Genomic DNA, 14,734 nt, shown 5'->3' on the forward strand with positions numbered 1-14,734 from the left:
TCGCAGTGCGTTCGTGGAACAACGGCCGGTCCCGCTTCCGGCTCCCGGTGCTGGCCGTGGTCGGCCTGCTGCTGGTGCCGCTCGCCGTCGCGGGGCTGCTGACGTGGTCGCTGGGCAAGCCCGAGGACCGGCTGAGCGGCGTCAAGGCCGCCATCGTCAACAACGACGAGCCGGTGGAGATCAACGGGCAGCTCACGCCGCTGGGGCGGCAGCTGTCGGCGAAGCTCGTCGGCGACGAGATCGAGAGCAACTACGCCTGGGAGTTCGCCACCGAGCAGACCGCGGCCGACGGCCTGCGGGACGGCACCTACGCGGCCGTGGTGACCATCCCGAAGAACTTCTCCGCGGCCGCCACCTCCTTCTCCGGTGACCCGGCGAACGCCACGCGGGCGACGATCGACGTCACCACCGGCGACCGCGGCCGCCTCGTGGACGAGACGATCAGCCGCGCGGTGACCACCACCGCGGCGAACCTGCTCGGGCAGCAGCTGACCACGACCTACCTGGACAACGTCTACGTCGGGTTCAACACGCTGGGCGACAAGCTCGGCGAGGCCGCGGACGGCGCGACGTCGCTGGCCGACGGCGCCAAGCAGCTCGCCGGCGGGACCGACCAGCTCGCCGGCGGCGCCGACCAGCTGGCGAGCGGCTCGAAGGCGCTCGCCGACGGCCTCGGCAAGCTCGACGACGGGGCGGCGCAACTGACCCAGGGCACCGGCGGGTTGTCCGACGGCCTCGCCGCGATGCGCGACCAGACCAAGAACCTTCCGCAGCAGGCCGCGACCCTGGCCGATGTCTCGGCGAAGGAGGCGCAGGGCGTGCAGCAGCTCAACACCGGCCTGGACGGCCTCGCGCAGAGCCTGGAGGAGTCGGCGAAGGAATGCGGGGTCGCCGTGCTGCCGAGTTGCCAGAAGCTCGCGGGGCAGGCCGCGGCGGCGCGGGCGCTCAGCGACGGCGCCGGACAGCTGCAGCAGGCGAGCCAGGGCGTGGCCGGCGGCCTCGACGCGCTCGCCGGGCGCACGCCGGCGTCCGGTGGCGGACTTCCCGCGCTGTCCCAGGGAATCGACCAGCTGGCGGGCGGCGCGGCCCAGCTCGACGACGGCGCGACGAAGCTCGCGGACGGGCTTTCGCAGACCCGCGGCGGCGCCGACCAGCTCGCCACCGGTGCCGAGCAGCTCGCCGGCGGGGTGCGGCAGCTGGGTGACGGCGCCCGGCAGCTCGGCGACGGCTCGGGGCAGCTGTCCTCGGGCCTGGGCCAGGCCGTGGACCAGTTGCCCAGCTACCCGGACGGCGACCGGGACAAGCTCGCGCAGGCGGTCGCGAACCCGGTCACGACCGCGAACGGCACGACCCTCGGCTTCGGCTCCTCGGGGCCGTCGCTGTACGCGGTGCTGGCGCTGTGGATCGGCGCGATCGCGACGTTCCTGGTGCTGCGGCCCTTGCCCGAGCGGGTGCTGGGCTCGACCCGGTCGTCGTTGCGGCTCACCGCGCGGCAGTTCGCCCTCCCCGCCGGGATCGCGGCGGTGCAGGGGCTGCTGGTGACCGCGGTGTTCGGGATCGCGCAGGACCTGTCGGTCGGTCAGTGGTTCGGCGCCGCCGCGCTGCTGGTGCTGATCGCGGTGGCGTTCGCCGCGATCAACCACGCGCTCGCGGCGTTCGGCGGAGCCGGGCGGTTCGGCGCGATGCTGGTGGCCGTGCTGATGCTGGCGAGTGGATTCGTCGCCGCCGTACCGGAAGCACTGCGCGCGGTCTCGGGGGTCTTGCCGACGGCGACCGCGCAGGACGCGTTGCGCGCGGTCGTGGAAGGGGCCGCCCCGAGCGGCGGGCTGATCGCGGCGCTGGTGGCCTGGGCGCTGTGCGGTCTCGTGGTCACCTTCCTGGCCATCGAGCGCGGACGCACGGCCCGCGCCACCCGGCTGCGCCCGGCCCACGCGCTGCGCGGCGACTTCGGGACGGCGTGATCCCAGGGCCGGCCGGTCGTGAACGGCCGGCCGGCCCTTTTCCCCGGCGATCAGCCCGGACCGCCATGGCACAGTCGATCCGGGGCCCGGAGCCCACCGGGTTCGTCGCGGCCAGCCACCTGGCGTGGTGGCTGCTGGCGGACTGCGGCCGGCTCACCACCAGCCGCTCGGCCCGGCGCCCCGCGGACGAGTAGCGCGTGTCAGGACTTCTGCTCCTCGGGCTGCCGGACCACGACCACGGGGCAGCGCGCGTGGTGCACGACGTGCTGGGTCACCGAGCCCAGCAGCGCCCCGGTGAATCCGCCGTACCCGCGATTGCCGACGACGATCAGATCGGCGGCGGCATCCTTGGCCGAGTCCAGGAGGGCACCTGCGGGATGCCCTTGCGCCACTTCCATGTGCACTTCGGCAGCCGCGTCGCCGAGGGCTTCGTTGATCACGCGGTGCAATTCCGTCGCGGTCTGGCGCGCGAAGTTCTGATCACCGGGCGGTTCCCAGTTGTAGATCATCGGCATGTCCCAGACCATGACCGCGGTGACGCGCCCGCCGACCAGGCCCGCGTGCCAGACGGCCCAGCGCAACGCGGCATCCGAGGACGACGATCCGTCCACCCCGACGACGACTGCGTACTGGTGTTCGCTGCTCATGACGGCCTCCCCAGCTGTGCCCGCCCCCAGGATGTGCCGCGCCCGGACGGCGCGCACGGTCAGCGGGCGCCTGGCGAAGAGCTCGACGAACATCATCCTGGGTCAGTCGGCGGCAGGCGCTTCCGCGGGGCGGTAGACGTGCAGAGCCGCGTCGTGGACGGCGAAGTCGAAGCTGTGCCCGGTCGCCATGACCTCGCCGTCGCAGGCGAGCGCCAGCGGCTCGCTGAGCACTTCGAGGTGCAGCGCGGTCCGCTCCTCCTGCACGTAGGTGTGGCTGTTGAACAGCGCTCCGGACAGCGCCGCGAAGGCGAACCGGATGCGGGACAGCGACACGTCGGCCCGGATGTAGCGGACGTCCAGCACGCCGTCGTGCAGGCATGGGCGCCACGCCGGCGCGAAACCCTTCGGCTGGTAGCCGCTGTTGCCGACGAACAGCAGCCAGATCTTGCGGGTCCGGCCGTCGATGCGAACCGTGATCGGCTCGGCCTCGGCCAGGACCCGGACGAGCGCGGCGGCGGCCGCGGGCCACTTTCCCCAGCGGCGCTCCCACTTCTCGCGCAGCCGGACCATGTCGGGATAGCCGCCGAGGCTGGCGGTGTTGATGAACCACCGGACCGGCCGGCCGTCGAAGCGCACCGCGCCGAGGCCGACCTGGACCGCCGACCCGGACGCCACCGCCCGCGCGAGGTCCTGCGGGTCCTCCACGCCGAGGTCGCGGGCGAAGTGGTTCAGCGTGCCGGCGGGGACGACGGCGAGCGGGAGCTCGCGGACGGCGGCCACGGATGCCGCGGCGGCGACCGTGCCGTCGCCGCCCGCGACGGCCAGCGCGCGCACCCCGGCGCCGGCCGCGTCGAGTTCGCGGTGGAGCTCCGCGATCAGATCGCCGTCCGGATCCGGGTGCAGGCGCTTGGCGGCCGGCCACAGCGCGGCCAGCTCGGCGGACGGGGCGTGGTCGCCGTCGCCGGACGCGGAGTTGACCAGCAGCGCCAAGCCGTCGCCCGAGGTCATCTCGGCGACGTGCTCGCTCGGCCGCGCCAGCGCCGGGGTGGACGGGCGCACCGGCCACCACCGCCGGGTGACCAGGCCGACCCCGACGCCGATGGCCGCTCCGACGGCGACGTCGGTCGGCCAGTGCACCCCGGTGTGGACGCGGGAGTAGGCGACCGCCGCGGCGACCGGGGCGATGATCGCGCCGGCGGCGGGGGATTCCATGCAGACGGCGGTGGTGAACGCCGCGGCGGAGGCTGTGTGTCCGGACGGGAACGACGAGGATTCCGGTGGTGCCGCGAGGCGCCGGTGCCTCGGCAGGAGACCTGTCGCCGGGCGGCGGCGCGGCAGCAGCGGCTTGGCGACGACGTTCGTGACGGCGCTCGACGCGGCGATGGCCGCGACGCCGCGCAGTGCCGCCCGGCGGGTGGGGCCCTTCTTCGCCGCCAGCACCGCCGCGACCGCGAACCACAGCTTGCTGTGGTCGGCGAGCATGGTGAGCGCCTTCAGCGCGGGATCCGCGGCCGTCCGGGGAAACCTGGCGGACCACTCGACGAACTTCCGATCAGCGTTCTTCATTCCCTCGCCTTCGTGTGTGCTGCCCCGGATTGTCCACGACCGCCCGCGCGAACGCTGCCATTCCGGGTGAGCGAGAATCCTCGGGTGTTGTTCGGCATCCTGGGCTCGGTCGAGATGCGCGGCCCGGACGGGGTGGCCCGGGGTGTGGACGCGCCGCGAACGCGCGCCCTTCTGGCGTTGCTGCTGCTCGACGCGGGCCGGATCGTCCTGTCGGAACGGCTGGTCGACGGCCTCTACGGGCAGCGGCCGCCGAACGACGCGGGTAACGCGCTGCAGGCGCAGGTGTCGAGGCTGCGCCGCAAGCTCCGCGAGTACGGATCGACGGCGGCGGTCGAATTCCACCCGGCGGGATACCGGCTGGTGGTCGACCCGGACGAGGTCGACGCGCACCGCTTCGCCCGCCTCACCGACGCCGCGCGGCGGGCCGCCGAGCCCGGCGAGCGGGTGGTGTTGCTGGACGAAGCCCTCGCGTTCTGGCGCGGCCCGGCACTGGCGGACGTCGCCGAGGAACCATTCGCCGCGCAGCAGATCGCGCGGCTGGACGAAGCACGGCTGGCCGCGATCGAGGACCGGGCCGAGGCGCGGCTGGAGCTCGGCACCACCGACGTGGCGGAGCTGCGCGTCGAGGCGGACGCGCATCCGTTGCGCGAGCGGCTGCGCGGGCTGCTGATGCGCGCACTGCACGCGGAGGGCCGCAACGCCGAGGCGCTGGCGGAGTTCGCCGCCGTCCGGCAGCTCCTCGCCGACGAGCTCGGCGCCGACCCTTCGGCGGAACTGGCCGAGCTGCACCTCGCACTGTTGCGCGCCGACGAACCCCCGGCGATGCGGGTCCCGGTGCCGCTGACCGGTTTCGTCGGGCGCGGCGCGGAACTCGACCGGATCGGCCGGCTGCTCGCCTCGGCCAGGCTGGTGACCGTGCTCGGCCCGGGTGGTGCGGGCAAGACCCGGATCGCGCTGGAGGCCGCCGCCCGGCATGCCGGCGAGGTCGCGTTCGCCGACCTGAGCCAGCTGCGCGACGGCAGCCAGCTGCCGCGGGCGGTGCTGACCTCCCTCGGCTTGCGCGAGACCCTGCCGGTGGCGCCGGTGCGGCGGCTGCTCGAAGCGCTCGCCGGCCGCGATCTGCTGCTGCTCCTGGACAACTGCGAACACCTCGTCGCCGATGTCGTCGACCTGGTGCACCGGTTGCTGGCCGGCTGCCCCGGCCTGCGGGTCCTGGCGACCAGCCGGGAGGCGCTGGGCATCACCGGCGAAGCGCTGTGCCCGCTGGGCCCGCTGCCGGTCCCGGAACCGGCCGCCGCGCCGGGCGTGGCCTTGGAGTTCCCGGCGGTGCGCCTGTTCACCGACCGCGCGACGGCGGTCGACGCCGAGTTCCGGCTCACCGAGGACACCGCCGGCCAGGTGATCCGCATCTGCGCCGCGCTGGACGGGTTGCCGCTGGCGATCGAGCTCGCCGCCGCCCGGCTGCGCTCGTTGCGCCTCGACGACATCGAGGCACGGCTGTCCGACACCGGATTCTCCTTGCTGTCACGCGGGAATCGCGCGGCCGCCCCGAGGCACCGGAGCCTGCGGGCGGTCGTGCAGTGGAGTTGGGACCTCCTCGACGCGGACGGGCAACGCCTGGTCCGCCGCCTGACGGTGTTCGCCGGCGGCGCGACCGCGCGGTCCGCGGCCGAGGTCTGCGGGCTCCCGCCGGACGCCGCCGACGAGCTGCTGGCCGGACTTGTCGACAAGTCGCTGATCACCGGGCGCGGGCGCTACCGGATGCTGGACACGATCCGCGCGTTCGGCGCCGAGCGGCTCGACGAGGCCGGGGAGCGTGCGCAGATCTCCCGTGCCCACGCGGAATACTTCCTGGCGCTGGCCCGCGCCGCCGACCCGCACTTGCGGCGCGGCGAGCAGCTCGAATGGCTGACGGCGCTGCGCGACGAGCACGCGAACACGACCGCGGCGCTGCAGTGGGCGGTCCGCAACGACCCCGGGCTGGCCCTGCGGCTGATCGGCGCGTTGTCCGGCTACTGGTACCTGCACGGGGTGCGCAGCGACATCGCCCCGCTGGCCGCGGAACTGCTGGAGGTGGTCGGCACCGATCCGCCGCAGCTGACCGAGGAATACGCCCTCTGCGTGCTGCACGCGGTGTCCACCGGCGCGGCACCGCAGCTGGAGCGGCACCTCCGGCGCGCGGAGGTGATCATGAACGGCCTGGACGCGCCGGTGCGGCAGCCGTTCGTGCTGTCGGCCTGGGCGGTGTTCGCCGGGCCGCCGGGACGGGGCGCGCCGAGCCATCCAGGGGAGGAGCAGATCCGCGCGGCCACCGATCCGTGGGTGCGGGCGATCATCGGGTTCGGCGACGGCTTCTCCCGCTGGCTGGTGCACGGCGACCTGGCCGCGGCCGAACGCGAGGTCGCCGGGGCGCTCGCGACGTTCCGCGAGCTGGGCGAGCGGTGGGGGATGGCGCAGGCGCTCGACGGGCTGGCGATGCTGGCGGACGCACGCGGAGCGTCGGCGGAAGCGCTGTCGCTGACCGATGAGGCGCTGGACCTCGTCGACCAGCTCGGTGCTCGCGAGGACTCGGCCGATCTGCGCTGCCGGCGGGCCGACCGCCTGCTGGGCGCGGGTGACCTCGCGGCGGCGGAAGCCGACTACGAGCGGGCGATGGCGCTGGCCCGCGCCACCGGCCTCCCGTCGGTGCTGGCGGCGGCTCGGCTCGGCCTCGGTGAGATCGCTCGGCTGCGTGGCGAGTTCGCCACGGCCCGCGAGTGGTGCGACCAGGCGTTGGAGGACTGCGCGCGAGATTGGACCAACACCGCCGTCCGCGCGACCGTGCACACAGCGCTGGGCAGGCTCGCGGAGGTCGACGGCGACCTGGCGCGGGCGGCGGAGCACCACAGCACCGCCGTGGCGGCGGCGCTGGCCAACCGGACGATGCCGGTCCTGGCGACGGCGGTGGAGGGACTCGCCGGGCTCGCGGCGCTCGACGGCGACGGCGAGCGCGCCGCGCTGCTGTTCGGGATCGCGACGGCCCTCCGGGGCCGCGCTTCGGACCACGCCCCGGACGAGGAGTTCGACGCGGCGTTCGACCGGGGCGCGGCGCTCGGCTACGAGCAGGCGATCGAGCTGCTCACCGGAGAAATCGCGAGTAGTCGGCGAGCCGGATCGCATTCGCCGCCTTCGTGGTGATCTTGTTGAACGGCTTCGCCATGCCCGGCAGCGACAACACCCGGTACATGAGGTTGCGCTGCCGGATCTTCGCCGGCGTGGCAGGCGCCATGAACGGCCCGGCATTGCCCGCGATCTTCTGGCAGCCGCGCGCGAAGTCCTTGATCTGGTGCTCGTATCGGGCGTAGGCGGTCCGGTGATCGCCGCCCGCCGCGGCCAGCTCTCCGGCGAGCACGTAGGCGGTGACCAGCGCCTGGCCCGCGCCCAGCCCGCCGAGGGTGGCGCCGTAGCCGGCGTCGCCGAGCAGCGCGATGCGGCCCGCGCTGAAGCGGTCGATGTGGATCTGGGCGATCGGGTCGAAGAAGAGGTCGGGCGCCGCCCACATCGCCTCGATGATCTCCGGCGCCCGCCAGCCCATCCCGTGGCACGCGTCGGCGACCAGCTTCTTCTGCTGCGCGACGTCGTGGCGGTCGTAGTCCAGCTCGGGGGAGGCGAACACCACCAGGCCCGGGCTGACCATCCGTCCCGGCTCGCTGTACATCCGCACCTCGCCCGGCGTTCGCAGCTCGTCGGGCACGCTGAACCCGGCGATGTAGTGGTCCAGGAACCGCCGGAACCCGGTTTCGGGGCCGAAGGCCAGCGCCCGCACGCCGGAGTGCAGGCCGTCGGCGCCCACGACGAGGTCGAAGGTGCGCGGCGGCGCGTCGTTGAACGTCACCCGCACTCCGTCGGCGGTCTCGGTCAGCGAGGTGATCCAGTCGCCGAAGACGTATTCGGTGTCGTCGCGGGTCAGGTCGTAGAGCAAGGCGGCGAGGTCGCCGCGCAGGATCTCGACCTCGCCACCGGCGAACTCCGCGGGCAGCGCCGCCCGTGGCCGCCCGGCGGCGTCGATCACCACCATCTTGGTGCGCTCGGTCTGCCTGCGGCGCACCTTGTCGAGGATGCCCATGCGCCGCAGGACGGTCAGGTGCGCGGTGCCGCGGAAGTCGACGGCCTGCCCGCCTTCGCGCAGCGCCGGGGCGCGTTCGACGATGGTCGGCCGGAATCCGTAGCGGCGCAGCCAGTGCGCCAGCGCCGGCCCGGCGATACCCGCCCCGGAGATGAGGATGTTCTCGTTGTGCATCGTCGCTCCCTGCTCTGTCGTGGTCGACGGAGAGAGCTTCGGTGGCGGCGCTGACCGCACGCTGACCGGAGGCTGACGGCCGGGCGCGCGGTGTCGGATGATGGGCGGCATGGCCGAGGAAACGACCGTCGAGCTGCCGCCCCTGAGCCTGCCGCCCATCAGCCGCGCCGCGCTCGCGCTGTTCGCGGGGGCCTCCGGCGACCACAACCCGATCCACATCGACCTGGACAACGCGCGCAGCGCGGGCTTCGACGACGTCTTCGCCCACGGCATGCTGTCCATGGCCTACCTGGGGAGGCTGCTGACCGGCTGGGTGCCGCAGTCGGCGCTGCGGTCGTTCTCGGTGCGCTTCGTCGCGATCACCCCGGTGCACGGCCGGCCGACCTGCACGGGCAAGGTCACCGGGTTCGAGGACGTCGGCGGCGAGCATCGCGCGCACCTGGACCTGGCGGTCGTGCTGGCCGACGGGACGGTGACCCTGCGTGGTGACGCCGTGGTGGCGGTGCCGCCGGATTTTCCGGCCCGCGCGGCGGATACCGCGCGGTAACCTGACTGCTCGCACGTCAGAGGACGAAGGGACCGCAACGACCATGACAGCGATGCCGATCTGCGCCACCTGCGGCACGCAGTACGCCCGGCCCCGGCCGGACTGCCCGATCTGCGAGGACGAACGCCAGTACGTGCCGCCGGGCGGTCAGCAGTGGACGGACCTCGCAGGGGTGCGCGCGGACGGCCGCACCGCGCTGATCCGCGAGCAGGGCGAGGTGCTCGGGATCGGCTGCGAGCCGAGGTTCGCCATCGGCCAGCGGGCGCTGCTGCTGCGCACCGAAGCGGGCAACGTGCTCTGGGACTGCGTGTCCTATTTGGACGACGAGATCATCCGCACCATCAACGACCTCGGGGGCCTGATCGGCATCGCGATCAGCCACCCGCACTACTACACCACGATGGTCGAGTGGGCCCGCGCCTTCGACGTGCCGGTGCACCTGCACGCCAACGACCAGCAGTGGATCGGCCGCCCGGACCCGGCGATCCGGCTGTGGGAGGGCGCCACCAGCGAGCTCGCTCCCGGGCTCACCCTGATCAACCTCGGCGTGCACTTCGCCGGCGGCACGGTGCTGCACTGGGACCACGGCGACGGGAAGCTGTTCACCGGGGACATCGTGCAGGTCATCCCGGACCGCGAGCACGTGGCCTTCATGTACAGCTACCCCAACCTGATCCCGGAACGCCCGAACGTCGTCCGCCGCGCCGCGAAGATGCTCGAGCCCTACCGCTTCGACGCGCTCTACGGCGCGTGGTGGGACACGGTGATCCCCACTGGTGCGCACGAGATCGTCCAGCGCTCCGCCGCCCGCTATCTCCGCTTCCTCTCCGAGGACTGAGCGGCTCAGACGTCGACGGTCGCGGCGCAACGCCAGCCCCGGTCGCCGTGGCCGATGTGCAGGCCGTGCAGCGCAACGGCTTTGGGTGTCGCGCCGACGATCTCCGCCCGCGCCACGGCGACAACGCCCAGCTCCAGCGCGATTCCGGCGGGCCGCGGCGCGACGCCGATGTCCAGCGGCACCACGCCCTCGGCGTCCAGCAGGTAGATGATCTCGTCGAGCACCGCGAGCAGGAGCTGCTCGTCGGTGCCGGCGAGTTCGGCGGTTCTGGTGCTTTCCGGCGCGCCCGCGGGGAATTCGGCGAAGGAGGCCACCAGGGCGCGGGCCGCGGCGGCCAGGCAGTCGTCCCGCGTCGAGCCCCACGCCTCGAACCGGATGTCGGCGGTGTGCGGCAGGAAGCGGAAGCCGCCGGTCACCCCTTCACCACGCCCAGCGGCACGAGCCTGGCGATCCGGCGGCACAACCCGGCTCCCTCGGCGACGGCGACGACCGCATCGACGTCCTTGTAGGCGGTCGGCGCCTCCTCGGCCAGCCCGCGAGCGGAGCTGCCGCGCACGACGATGCCGTCGTGCTCCAGCTCGCGGCGCAGCCGGTGGGCATCGATGGTGCGGACCGCCTGGTGGCGGCTCTGCGTGCGCCCCGCGCCGTGGCACGTCGAGAAGAACGCGTCGCCGGTCGGCACGCCCGCGAGCACGTACGACGCGGTGCCCATCGAGCCGGGGATCAGAACCGGCTGCCCCGCCTCCCGCAGGCCCGGCGGCAGTTCCGGGTGCCCGGGCGGCAGCGCCCGCGTCGCGCCCTTGCGGTGGACGCACAGCGTTCGCCGCCGGCCCGCCACCTCGTGCGCCTCGATCTTGGCGAGGTTGTGCGAGATGTCGTAGACCAGGTCGAGACCGCAGCCGGTCACCTCCTCCAGCACCTCGCCGGCGACCACGCCGAGCACGTGCCGGTTCGCGCGGGCGTAGTTCGCCGCGGCCGCCATCGCGCCGAGGTAGGCGCGGCCGGCCGGCGAATCGACCGGCGTGCAGGCCAGTTGCCGGTCGGGCACGACCAGGCCGTGATCGGCCATGCTCTCGTCCATGCTCCGCAGGTGGTCGGTGCAGATCTGGTGGCCCAGCCCGCGCGAACCGCAGTGGATCATCACGCACAGCTGGTCGAGGCGGAGCCCGAACACCCCGGCGATTCCCTCGTCGTAGATCTCGGCGACGGCCTGGACCTCCAGGAAGTGGTTGCCGGAACCCAGGCTGCCGAGCTGCCCCAGGCCGCGGTCCCGCGCCCGCGCGCTCACCCGCCCCGGCTCCGCGTCGGCCATCACGCCGCCGTCCTCGCAGCGCTCCAGGTCGCGCGGCGTGCCGCGCCCGCGCGCGACGGCGTAGTGGCAACCCTCTTCCAGCACCCGTTCGAGAGCGTCGCGGGGCAGTTCCCACACCGCGCCGCGACCCGCCCCGCGAGGCGTCGCCCGGCTGAGCCCGTTCATGATCCGCTCCGCCACCCGGCGGAAGTCCGACCGGTCCAGCTCGGCGGCCAGCAGCCGCACCCCGCAGGAGATGTCGAAGCCGACGCCGCCGGGCGAGACGACGCCGCCGGCGCGGACATCGGTGGCGGCGACGCCGCCGATCGGGAACCCGTAGCCCCAGTGCATGTCCGGCATGGCGTAGGACGCGCCGACGATGCCGGGCAGCGTCGCGACGTTCACGACCTGGTCGAGCGCGCCGTCACCCTTCGGCGGCAACAGCCGCCGCGAGGCGAAGACGACCCCCGGCACGCGCATCTCGCCGTGCCGTTCGATCCGGAACCGGTACGGCGTCTCCTCGACGAGTTCCACCCGGACCTCCCGCGTCACCCGCCCCGGCAATACCCACCGGAGCCCGCCCCGACACGCGCCCGGCACGGGCAGGTCAGGCCTTGGCGGGTTCGTCCTCCTCGCGGGGGAGCGGGGGTGCGGACGCAGGGTCGGCGAGGGTGGCGGCGGCCCGGTCGCGATCGAGCGCTCCGTCCCACTTGGACACGATGAACGTCGCCACGCAGTTGCCCAGCAGGTTGGTCACGACCCGCATGGTGTCCATGATCCGGTCCGCGCCGAGCATCAGGGCGACCGCGGCCACCGGGATGACGCCGACCGCCGAGGCCGTCGCGGACAGCGCGATGAACGCCGAGCCGGGGATGCCGGCCATGCCCTTGGAGGTGAGGATCAGCACCAGCACCACGGTGATCTGCTGCCCGATGGTGAGGTCCACGCCGACGGCCTGGGCCATGAACAGCGTCGCCAGCGACAGGTAGATGGACGCGCCGTCGAGGTTGAACGAGTACCCGGTCGGGATGACGAGTCCGACCGCTTCCTTGCGGCAGCCCGCGCGTTCGAGCTTCTCCATGATCCGCGGCATCACGACCTCGCTGGACGCGGTGCCGATGGCCAGCGCGAATTCCTCCCGCGTGTAGCGCAGGAACTTCAGGATGCTCAAGCCGGTGAACGCCTTGAGCAGCGCGCCGAGCACGACGCAGAACAGCAGTGCCGCGCCGTAGCAGGCGCCGATCAGGGTGGCGTAGGTGCTCAGCGAGGAGAGCCCGTACTGGCCGATGAGGTAGGCCATCGAGCCGAACACGGCGATCGGGGCCAGCCGCATCACGTAGCCGATGATCTTGAAGATGATCTCGCCGGTCTGCTCGATGAAGGCGAACACCTGCGGTGCGCGCCCGATCCCGATGTGCAGCAGCCCGGCGGCGAACAGCACCGCCAGCAGAAGGACCTGCAGCAGCTCGTTGTCGGCGAAGGCCGCCACCGCGCTCTCCGGGATCATGTGCAGCACGAACTCGGCCGGACCGGGCATCTGCTCGCCGTGCGTCTTGGCGGTCACGCCGGAGGTGTCCAGCGTCGCCGGGTCGATGTCCAGCCCCGCGCCGGGCTGGACGAGGTTGCCGGCGACGAGGCCGAGGGCGAGGGCGGCGGTGGTGACCACCTCGAAGTAGATCAGCGCTTTGAGCCCGATCCGCCCGACCGAACGCATGTCGCCGGCCTTGGCGATGCCGACCACGACCACGCAGAAGATCAGCGGCGCGATCACCATCTTGATCAGCCGGATGAACCCGTCGCCGATCGGTTTGAGGGCACCGCCGAACTCGGGCCAGAAGTGGCCGACTGCGATGCCGATGACGGCTGCGATGAGCACCTGGACGAACAGCGAGGACAGCACCCTCGACACGCGGCCGCGCCGGACCGGCGACGTTGGCTGAGCCACGTCGGCCTCCCAATTCCTCAATGCGGAAGTATACTTCGCAAATTTCTGGGAGTGTGCGTGCCCGGTCGGCCGGAGTCAAGGGGCCGGATCGCGATCGGTCCGCCGCCGAACGGCGTCCTCGCTCGTCGGCCCCAAGATCACCAGATCGGTCGAATCATGATCTGTGACGAGTCGATCACGATGGGTCACATGCACCGGTGGGCCCGGGAGGGCAGCCGCCGTTCCCAGCGTTCTCCCAGGTTGTTCATGCGGCCCTCCCGCACGGCCGAACTAGCTTGACCGCAGATCTGAACCGTCGCGTTGGAGTGGGGTCGATGAAGGGCGTGGCTGCGCACGAACCGAAGGCGGTCACCCCCGGTGCGGTCGATCGGATTCGTCCGGCCAAGCGCGACGACGTCGTCGGCCAGGCCGCGCTGTTCGCCGTCGTCGGCGTGTTCGCCACCGCGGCGAACGCGGTGCTCTACGTGCTGCTGCGGGGCATCTTCCCGGTCGGTGCCTCGAACTTCTGCTCGCTGCTGATCACGACCGCGGCCAGCAGTGCGGCGCACCGGCACTTCGCGTTCGCCGCCCGCGACGAGCACCGGGTCCGGATGCACTTGCAGACCCTCGCGGTGTTCGCCTTCTACTGCGTGTCCAACAACATCGCGCTGGGCCTGCTCGGGCTGGCCGTCGAAGATCCCTCCAGCGTCGCGGAGGCCGCCGCTGTCGCCGCGCTGAGCGTCATCGGCGGCACCACCCGCTTCGCCGTGATGCGGCTGTGGGTGTTCAGCCGCTCAGCCGGTCACCGCGCCAGCTGGGAGTAGTGCGAGGCGTCGCCGCTGCGGGTGGTGCTGCGGACGGACTCACGGCCCGGAGCGTTCGTGGGTGGCTGTCGGGGGCAGGGCTGCGGCTCGGGGAGAGCCGAGGGCCCGGGAGAGGCCGCGGGCGGCCGCCCGGACCACCGGGACCAGCGTCATCGGGTCGCTGGTCTCGGCCGGGACGACCAGGGACAGCGCCGCGATCACGTTGTCCGCAGCGCCGCGGACCGGGGCCGCCACCGAGAGGGTGGAGAGCTCGATCTGCCGGTCGCTGATCGCGAAGCCGTTCTTGCGGACGTCGGCCAGCACCCCGCGCAGCCGTCGCGGGTCGGCGAGCGTCAGATCCGTGAACCGCTTCAGCGGCCCTTCCAACACCACCTCCTGCAACTCGCGGTCGGCGTGCGCGAGCAGGACGAGGCCGACGCCGGTGGCGTGCAGCGGCAGCCTGCCGCCCGGCCGGGACACCACCGGCACGGCATCCCGTCCGGAAATGCGCTCCAGGTAGACGACCTCGTGGCCGTCGAGGACGCCGAGCTGCGCGTTCTGCCGGGTGGCCTCGTAGAGGTCGCCGAGAAACGGCATGGCGACCTCGCGCAGGAACGTGCCGCGCGGCGTCAGCGCGGCGAGCTCGTAGATCCGCAGGCCGATGCGGTAGCAGCCGTCGTCGTCGCGCTCCAGCGCGCCCCACCCGGCGAGCTCGCCGACCAAGCGGTGCGTCGTAGTCAGCGACAGGCCGCTCTGGCGGCTGATCGCCGACAGCGTCAGGGACGGCCGCTCCGGCGAGAAGGTCTCCAGGATCCGGAACAGCCTGGAGGCCACGCTCGGCGCTCCCGCCCCGCTGCGCTCGCCCACGACATCCCCCT

13 protein-coding genes are annotated in these 14,734 nt (G+C 73.1%); 6 read left to right on the top strand and 7 right to left on the bottom strand.

From position 1 onward, the window contains the following. Window positions 1-5: 5 nt before the first annotated feature. Window positions 6-1,961, top strand: coding sequence for a YhgE/Pip domain-containing protein (locus AC07FN_RS07590; protein ID WP_478394873.1), 1,956 nt, complete (start codon window positions 6-8; stop codon window positions 1,959-1,961). A 65-nt stretch (window positions 1,962-2,026) separates the two neighbouring features. Beyond that, entirely contained in the window at window positions 2,027-2,155 is a 129-nt protein-coding gene (locus tag AC07FN_RS07595; RefSeq protein WP_478394874.1) for a hypothetical protein, read from the top strand. Window positions 2,156-2,161: 6 nt separating this feature from the next. Here AC07FN_RS07595 and AC07FN_RS07600 read toward each other — a convergent pair whose 3' ends face one another. Further along, the gene (locus tag AC07FN_RS07600; protein WP_478394998.1) at window positions 2,162-2,608 is read right to left on the bottom strand and encodes a universal stress protein; all 447 of its coding nucleotides are present in this window, start codon (window positions 2,606-2,608) and stop codon (window positions 2,162-2,164) included. 102 nt (window positions 2,609-2,710) lie between these two features. Next, a complete protein-coding gene (locus tag AC07FN_RS07605) occupies window positions 2,711-4,174 on the bottom strand; it encodes a phosphatase PAP2 family protein (protein ID WP_478394875.1) in 1,464 nt (487 codons plus the stop codon). A 66-nt stretch (window positions 4,175-4,240) separates the two neighbouring features. Here AC07FN_RS07605 and AC07FN_RS07610 point away from each other — a divergent pair, with 66 nt between their 5' ends. Beyond that, window positions 4,241-7,351: an AfsR/SARP family transcriptional regulator gene (locus AC07FN_RS07610; RefSeq protein ID WP_478394876.1), complete on the top strand. Its 3,111-nt coding sequence runs from the start codon at window positions 4,241-4,243 to the stop codon at window positions 7,349-7,351. Here AC07FN_RS07610 and AC07FN_RS07615 read toward each other — a convergent pair. Next, entirely contained in the window at window positions 7,293-8,453 is a 1,161-nt protein-coding gene (locus AC07FN_RS07615; RefSeq protein WP_478394877.1) for an FAD-dependent monooxygenase, read from the bottom strand. The genes AC07FN_RS07610 and AC07FN_RS07615 overlap by 59 nt on opposite strands. 109 nt (window positions 8,454-8,562) lie before the next feature. On the opposite strand from AC07FN_RS07615, the gene AC07FN_RS07620 reads away from it, so the two are divergent. Then, on the top strand, window positions 8,563-9,000 hold the full coding sequence (locus AC07FN_RS07620; protein ID WP_478394878.1) for a MaoC/PaaZ C-terminal domain-containing protein: 438 nt from the start codon (window positions 8,563-8,565) through the stop codon (window positions 8,998-9,000). Window positions 9,001-9,043: 43 nt separating this feature from the next. After that, window positions 9,044-9,838, top strand: coding sequence for an MBL fold metallo-hydrolase (locus AC07FN_RS07625; RefSeq protein WP_478394879.1), 795 nt, complete (start codon window positions 9,044-9,046; stop codon window positions 9,836-9,838). Window positions 9,839-9,843: 5 nt separating this feature from the next. Here the strand turns inward: AC07FN_RS07625 and AC07FN_RS07630 are convergent, their stop codons facing one another. From AC07FN_RS07630 to dctA, 3 genes are read right to left on the bottom strand one after another with little or no spacing between them, the layout of a single operon-like run. Then, window positions 9,844-10,254 carry an archease gene (locus tag AC07FN_RS07630; RefSeq protein ID WP_132483773.1) on the bottom strand — a complete coding sequence of 137 codons (411 nt, stop codon included), beginning with the start codon at window positions 10,252-10,254 and terminating at the stop codon, window positions 9,844-9,846. Further along, on the bottom strand, window positions 10,251-11,681 hold the full coding sequence (locus AC07FN_RS07635; protein ID WP_478394880.1) for an RtcB family protein: 1,431 nt from the start codon (window positions 11,679-11,681) through the stop codon (window positions 10,251-10,253). The genes AC07FN_RS07630 and AC07FN_RS07635 overlap by 4 nt, the downstream gene beginning before the upstream one ends. Window positions 11,682-11,736: 55 nt before the next feature. Further along, a complete protein-coding gene (gene dctA, locus AC07FN_RS07640) occupies window positions 11,737-13,074 on the bottom strand; it encodes a C4-dicarboxylate transporter DctA (RefSeq protein WP_478394881.1) in 1,338 nt (445 codons plus the stop codon). A 314-nt stretch (window positions 13,075-13,388) separates the two neighbouring features. Between dctA and AC07FN_RS07645 the strand changes: the two genes are divergently transcribed. After that, complete coding sequence (locus AC07FN_RS07645; RefSeq protein ID WP_478394882.1) at window positions 13,389-13,877, top strand: GtrA family protein; 489 nt, start codon at window positions 13,389-13,391, stop codon at window positions 13,875-13,877. Between the two features lie 39 nt (window positions 13,878-13,916). On the opposite strand, the gene AC07FN_RS07650 is transcribed toward AC07FN_RS07645, so the two are convergent. Beyond that, window positions 13,917-14,723 carry an IclR family transcriptional regulator gene (locus AC07FN_RS07650; protein ID WP_478394883.1) on the bottom strand — a complete coding sequence of 269 codons (807 nt, stop codon included), beginning with the start codon at window positions 14,721-14,723 and terminating at the stop codon, window positions 13,917-13,919. Window positions 14,724-14,734 lie beyond the last annotated feature (11 nt).

This window comes from Saccharopolyspora sp. NPDC045941, assembly GCF_056431445.1.

Coding starts and splice junctions, on each gene's coding strand:
- AC07FN_RS07595 (WP_478394874.1), top strand. CDS start 2,027: ATGGCACAGTCGATCCGGGGCCCGGAGCCCACCGGGTTCGTCGCGGCC.
- AC07FN_RS07600 (WP_478394998.1), bottom strand. CDS start 2,608: ATGAGCAGCGAACACCAGTACGCAGTCGTCGTCGGGGTGGACGGATCG.
- AC07FN_RS07605 (WP_478394875.1), bottom strand. CDS start 4,174: ATGAAGAACGCTGATCGGAAGTTCGTCGAGTGGTCCGCCAGGTTTCCC.
- AC07FN_RS07615 (WP_478394877.1), bottom strand. CDS start 8,453: ATGCACAACGAGAACATCCTCATCTCCGGGGCGGGTATCGCCGGGCCG.
- AC07FN_RS07620 (WP_478394878.1), top strand. CDS start 8,563: ATGGCCGAGGAAACGACCGTCGAGCTGCCGCCCCTGAGCCTGCCGCCC.
- AC07FN_RS07625 (WP_478394879.1), top strand. CDS start 9,044: ATGACAGCGATGCCGATCTGCGCCACCTGCGGCACGCAGTACGCCCGG.
- AC07FN_RS07645 (WP_478394882.1), top strand. CDS start 13,389: ATGAAGGGCGTGGCTGCGCACGAACCGAAGGCGGTCACCCCCGGTGCG.